This is a genomic window from Streptomyces sp. NPDC007205 (assembly GCF_040634095.1).
GTDB lineage: Bacteria > Actinomycetota > Actinomycetes > Streptomycetales > Streptomycetaceae > Streptomyces.
Genome location: NZ_JBEYEW010000107.1, coordinates 1 through 5,496, shown reverse-complemented (window position 1 = coordinate 5,496; position 5,496 = coordinate 1). Strand labels below are relative to the sequence as shown.

Below are 5,496 nucleotides of genomic sequence, written 5' to 3'. Positions count from 1 at the left end.
GGTTCTCTTGGTCGAAAACTCGTCTACCAGGGGCTTCACCACGTTGTCAGCCCAACCGCCGTACCTCAGAGGCAGGTTGGAAAAGGCTCAGTGTCCCAGCGATCAAGGCGACAGCTGGACTGGGGCGCCGACAGGCCGTCACGACAAGTCGCGGCGATTGTCCACTCAGCGGGCTGGCGTAGAAACCTCAGAACTGTCCAGATGCCGGCTCTTTGCAAGGATCCGATTCCATCGTGGGAATGTGAATCCTTAACATAGGATTGCTGACGGATGTGGGGGATGTCCATATAGCCAACCGAGGCCAAGGCGGCAAGACTGAGCATCTGGATCAGGAACAGATTTCCTCAGACCTATTTCCCGGTCAACGGGCGCACGGAACTTGGATGTGCTGACTGGACGTCATTTCGTAGGAACGAGAATGGGAATCGTATTAACAGGTCGTCGCTTGCTGTTTGCGCGCTCCGCAATGGGCGGGCTGAGCGAGTACGGCGCGTGTAGGGGTTCGGTGTCAGTAAGCCGCCGGCTTCAGCCTCAAGGGCCCGCTGCCCGGTTCGACCGCGACGAGTCAGACCTCCGGGGGAGAACTCCGTCACCCGGCTCGATCCCGTATCAGGAAGGGCCTACGCAGGGTGAAAACCGGAATTCCGGCAGGTCGGTTCTGGCGTCCCAGCTGCCGGGCGGCAGGCACCAGACGGCGGGCAGTGCAACCAGCGCGCCGGACGCGTGGGGCGTACAGGGTTGAGGCTGCGCTACCAGTCGACACGCGCTTTACGCGTGCGTGAGAGCCGGGCACCTTCACGCAAGCGCTTGAGGAACGCCGTCTGAAATGCACCGTAAGGCGCGTGGCGAATTCCCCTCGGTGAGTTCCGGCCACTCTTTGAGAAATTTCCTATCGATTGGCGTTGGCCGATTTGAATCGGAAATTCGATTCACGCACGCCGGCCTCGCGGTAAAGGTAGGCATCCTGCCGGAGGGCAACGCGGCCAACAAGCTGGGCCAGAAGGTGACTGAGTGAGATCCACCTCGACGCGAGCGTGGCAACAGGGAAAGGATGAAGATGACTAGTCCGAGGAAGCGGCAGGGTCGGCACCGCCTGGAGAATCATGCTGGCAAGACGAATAATCGCATGACTAAGCACACCCTTTGCGCGGCGACCGTCGCCATGGCTGTAACGAGTGTCTTACAAATAGCAGATGCCTCCGTCAGCTCTGCCATGCCGAAGCCTATCGGCGGCAAGACTACTGTAAAAAGTGCCGATGGCCGCATTTATTACGACCTCGGCAGCCTCAATCCACAAACGCAGACGGTCTTCCGGAAAGCCATTCAAATCTGGAACGACAAACTCGTAGGGAAAGGGCGTGGGCTTCTTGGTGTGTGGAATGACCTCACCCCCGCAGAAAAGGTGAAATTGGGAGGATCCGCCCAAATAAAGGGTGTATATCAAAATTGGACAGACGGTAATGTGCGTAATGGCACGTTGGGTTACGCCGGCCCGAACGTTGACCTCCTGAGGCTCGACATGGCGTCATTCGACGATCAAACAATCAAGAGGTTTTGGGATCGACACTACGGCCCGCGTTTCAACTATTATCCGATGGTGAGGGGCATTGCCGCGCATGGCTTACCTCAATGGCATTTAGTGCGCAACTTTGATGAATGGAGGAACGATGTGTGGAAAGGAAATATGAATACGGTCCTCCATGAAATGGGGCACACGTTAGGGTTGGATCACCCGCAGAAGTCAGTACGTCCCGGAGAAGTCATGCGTACGGGCGACCTGAAATATCCTCAGGTGGACATTGGGGGTACCAATTGGCCGGAGTCGATTGAGCCGGACCCGGGCGAGGTGGATTTCGTAAGGAAGCTCTATCGGTCGGAGATAAGGAATCTCTACGAGCGGGATAGGATCCAGCCTGGAGCCGGTAACCATCGCCCCCTCGACCCCAGCTTGCCGCACTCGAGTTCTGACCGGAAGCAGGGGTGGGATCCGGTGAGGCAATCGTGGGTGCCGTATGCAGCATGGCATACCAAGTACGGGTTAAAGCCGTATCTCAGTGCCGACGGGCTGTATGGTTACGACCCGGATACCCGCGGGTGGGAATTGCGTGATATGTGGAATAAAAAGTTCGCAGCGAGTATTCGCGGACAGTCGGCGCAGAAGCCCGATTATTCGAACTGGGCGCGTCCGAGTTCTGACTGGAAGCAGGGGTGGGATCCGGTGAGGCAATCGTGGGTGCCGTATGCAGCATGGCATGGCAAGTACGAGTCAAAGCCGTACCTCAGCGCTGACGGTTGGTACATCCATGATCCGAAGGCAGGATGGGTAAGGACCGATAGATGGAAAAAGGAGTCCAAGTCGGCTGCGAGGCAGCAGTCACATAAGGACATTGAGCCAGCCTCCCGGGTACCTCAGCGTGATCGCTCCCAGGGCCGGAGCGGCCAGGACGATAGTCACTCGGTGATGAACCGAGAGGTCAGCGGGCAGGAGCAGCTGGTCCGGAAGACTGAGGAGGTCCGGCGCGTGGGTGCGGAGCGTGAGCGTTATAGCTCTGACCAGGGCCGGCAGGCGGTCATGGACAGGGAAGGGAAGCGTGTAGCCGCCGACTCTCCCTTCGGTCGACGCTCGGGTCCTGTTCGCTCTGGCGACTTCACCCTCGACCGGCGCTCGGACCCCATTCACTCGGATGGCCTCACCCTCGACCGGCGAACGGACTCGATCCGCTCCGACGACCGCAGCGAGGAAGAGCGCCGGAACAGGCGTGATGCCGAGTTCCGCGACGAGAATCGCCGGGAGGGTTACGGGAAGTAGTTGTCCGGGGCCGCGACTGGTCTGCCAGTGGGTGCCGGGGTCCGGTGCCAGCTGCGTACTGTCGCCTGGCGCGTCCCCGCACATCTGGCCGACGAGCAGCCCGGGGGCAGCAGCCATGTTGCACTTCGTGGCAGGTCGCACGTCATTGCGTGGTGGGGACCAGCACCGAGGTGAGCCGGGCGCTGGCCGAGAAGGCTCGACCTGGAGTCGGTTGCTGTGCCTGCCGTCACTCGCTTGGATCTTGACAAGGCGTTCAAGGAGCCGGCTCCCGCCATGCCGGTACGCCATGAAGCCGGCCGATGGGTAAGGAGAGTCGGAGATGTGTGACGTATCGGCCGCGCCCCTCGGCTGCCCGGGGTGCCGATGCTGCTGTGGCATCGCATACCGGCGGTATGCGCGCCGCTGCTGTATCCGCCGTCGAGGACGGTGGCAGTTATAGCCGCTCCGGTCTTGTCGGAGCTGTGGACCATGCGCGTGGCAGCAGCGCTGCCGCCACCCAATTCAGCGGAGGAGCCATGACATGCCGGATAACTTAGACGAGCGGGAGCGCACAGTCCTTTTGGCCGTCAGGCAGCGTGTATGGGCCGGACATCAGGATTTTGAGCTTCAGGAGATCGCTGATGGGGCGGGCCTCGAACTCACTGAAGTGGTCAGGGTGACCGAGGCATTGGAGCGGGTCGGATATTTGAAGTTGATAAGAGATTTCGGGCCGGGCGCCACGTGGGTGATCCTTGAGAGGGACATTAGTGATGAAGCCCGTAGAGCCATCGGCGACTGGTCTTGACGGCGTTCCTGCTCGAGGATCGCTGAAGGGGCCGACTTACGTCTGATCGCGAGCTCTGCGTCATCCGATTGTGAGCCAGGCACTTCGCGTCTCGCCAGCAGCACAGTCGACTAGACATACCTGTATGGGCAAGGAGTCGTCTTTGATGGGGCTATTTAAATTTGGCTCTGTCCGCAGTTTCGTGATGCTCATCACTGGGTGAGGATGCGGGTCCGCAGGAGTTCGAACGAGGCTCGGCCATACGTGGCTCGCTTGAGCGTTTTCACCCGGTTCACGTGTCCTTCGACGACGCCGGAACTCCAGGGGAGGGTGAGGCCGGCGGTGTCAGCGTCGAGGTCCTGGCGGAGCAAGCCGGCGAAGCCCCTCATAGGCTTCGGTGTATCCTGCTCGGCCTGCCGGATCCACTCCAGCAGCAGGTATTCGGCGCGTTCGATGATCTGGCTGCGGGGCAACGCTGCGGGCGGTAACAACACCGGGGACGGCTCCGGCACCTCGGTCTCCGTCTCCTCCTCGGCGCGTTTGCGCAGGCAGCTGCGGTGCTGGTGACAGGTCTTTGAACTTTGGGCCGGGCCGGGTGAGCGGAAGCCTTTCATCGCACGTTCGCGCTGCCTGGTGGGCTGGTGGCGGTGTTATCAAAGTTGAGCGGTGGGGTGCGACGATCCACACCAAGATCATCGCACCCCACCCCTCAACTTGATAACACCGTCCGCAGTTCATCGAGAGGGTCCGCGATGTGGTCGGCCTGTATCTCGCCCCGCCCGAGCATGCGCTGGTGCTGTGTGTGGATGAGAAGACGCAGATCCAGGCGCTGGATCGGCCGGCTCCGGTGCTGCCGGGCATGCCAGAGCGCCGTACTCACGACTACGTGCGCGGCGGCGTCACCACACTGTCCGCCGCGCTGAACACTGCTACCGGCGAGGTGATCGGCCAGATCCACCGCCGGCACCGTTCCGTGGAGTTCAAGAAGTTCCTCGTCCGCATCCACAAGGAGATACCCGCGGGCCTGGACGTGCATCTGATCTGCGACAACGCCTCGACGCACAAGACCCCGGCCATCCAGCGATGGCTGACCGCACCCCCGCTTCCCTGTGCACTTCACGCCTACCAGCTCCTCCTGGCTCAACCAGGTCGAGCGGTGGTTCGCGCTGCTGACGGACAAACAGATACGACGAGGTGCCCACAGGAACGTCCAGTCCCTGGAGAAGGACATCCGGAACTGGATCAACACCTGGAACGAAGACCCGAAACCCTTCGTCTGGACGAAGACCGCGGACGAGATCCTCGAACGCCTCGCAGGATATCTGAACCGTGATGTCGCCCGATTGCTGCGCCGGGCGGCGCCGGACGGCCAGAATGATCACGTGGCTGAACGCGTACGGGTCCGGGAGATTGATGACGACGAGGGCAGGCGGTTGCTGCGGTTCATCCGCAGAGGCACCGGCTCGGTGGTGACCTGGCGGCGGGCCCAGATGGTGCTGTTATCCGCCCAAGGCATGCCCGTGACGAAGGTCGCCGAGGTGACATTCACCAGCGACGACCGGGTCCGGGACGTGATCCACAACTTCAACACCGACGGCTTCGAGGCGCTCCACCCCAAGTACAAAGGCGGCCGGCCGAGAACATTCACCCTCCCGGAACGCCGGGAGATCAAGAAGATTGCCAAGTCCAGGCCGGCCGAGCACGGCCTGCCGTTCTCGACCTGGAGCCTGGCCAAGCTGGCCGACTTCCTGGTCGCCGAGGGGGTGGTCGACGACATCAGCCACGAGGGCCTGCGCATCCTGCTCCGCGAGGAGGGCGTCTCCTTTCAATGAACCGTTTTCATCCTGAATATGTGCAGGTCATCAGGGTGTGGACGGCTTGAACTGCTGTGCTGATGCGGCGGGTGGAGCAGCGTGCTCGCCGT

Annotated in this window: 4 protein-coding genes and 3 pseudogenes; 5 read left to right on the top strand and 2 right to left on the bottom strand. The window is 61.4% G+C overall.

What is annotated here, in order from left to right:
* The first annotated feature begins 826 nt into the window (after window positions 1–826).
* The 3 genes from ABZ624_RS41870 to ABZ624_RS41860 all read left to right on the top strand — a co-directional run bounded on the left by ABZ624_RS41870 (window position 827) and on the right by ABZ624_RS41860 (window position 3,593).
* Complete coding sequence (locus ABZ624_RS41870) at window positions 827–1,015, top strand: hypothetical protein (protein ID WP_360100800.1); 189 nt, start codon at window positions 827–829, stop codon at window positions 1,013–1,015.
* A 111-nt stretch (window positions 1,016–1,126) separates the two neighbouring features.
* Complete coding sequence (locus ABZ624_RS41865) at window positions 1,127–2,809, top strand: hypothetical protein (protein WP_360100797.1); 1,683 nt, start codon at window positions 1,127–1,129, stop codon at window positions 2,807–2,809.
* A 520-nt stretch (window positions 2,810–3,329) separates the two neighbouring features.
* Entirely contained in the window at window positions 3,330–3,593 is a 264-nt protein-coding gene (locus tag ABZ624_RS41860) for a hypothetical protein (RefSeq protein WP_360100794.1), read from the top strand.
* Between the two features lie 191 nt (window positions 3,594–3,784).
* Here the strand turns inward: ABZ624_RS41860 and ABZ624_RS41855 are convergent, their stop codons facing one another.
* Window positions 3,785–4,186, bottom strand: coding sequence for a transposase (locus ABZ624_RS41855; protein WP_360100791.1), 402 nt, complete (start codon window positions 4,184–4,186; stop codon window positions 3,785–3,787).
* Between the two features lie 113 nt (window positions 4,187–4,299).
* Here ABZ624_RS41855 and ABZ624_RS41850 point away from each other — a divergent pair.
* Both ABZ624_RS41850 and ABZ624_RS41845 read left to right on the top strand, forming a co-directional pair.
* Window positions 4,300–4,894: pseudogene (locus tag ABZ624_RS41850) on the top strand (IS630 family transposase); the annotation flags it as partial.
* Between the two features lie 60 nt (window positions 4,895–4,954).
* Window positions 4,955–5,401 (top strand): annotated as a pseudogene (locus ABZ624_RS41845) (helix-turn-helix domain-containing protein); the annotation flags it as partial.
* 10 nt (window positions 5,402–5,411) lie between these two features.
* On the opposite strand, the pseudogene ABZ624_RS41840 reads toward ABZ624_RS41845, so the two are convergent.
* A pseudogene (locus ABZ624_RS41840) lies at window positions 5,412–5,496 on the bottom strand (IS5/IS1182 family transposase); the annotation flags it as partial.

What these genes read in the sequence shown, in the direction of transcription:
- ABZ624_RS41870 (WP_360100800.1), top strand. Translation starts at nt 827, where the DNA reads ATGCACCGTAAGGCGCGTGGCGAATTCCCCTCGGTGAGTTCCGGCCAC.
- ABZ624_RS41865 (WP_360100797.1), top strand. Translation starts at nt 1,127, where the DNA reads ATGACTAAGCACACCCTTTGCGCGGCGACCGTCGCCATGGCTGTAACG.
- ABZ624_RS41860 (WP_360100794.1), top strand. Translation starts at nt 3,330, where the DNA reads ATGCCGGATAACTTAGACGAGCGGGAGCGCACAGTCCTTTTGGCCGTC.
- ABZ624_RS41855 (WP_360100791.1), bottom strand. Translation starts at nt 4,186, where the DNA reads ATGAAAGGCTTCCGCTCACCCGGCCCGGCCCAAAGTTCAAAGACCTGT.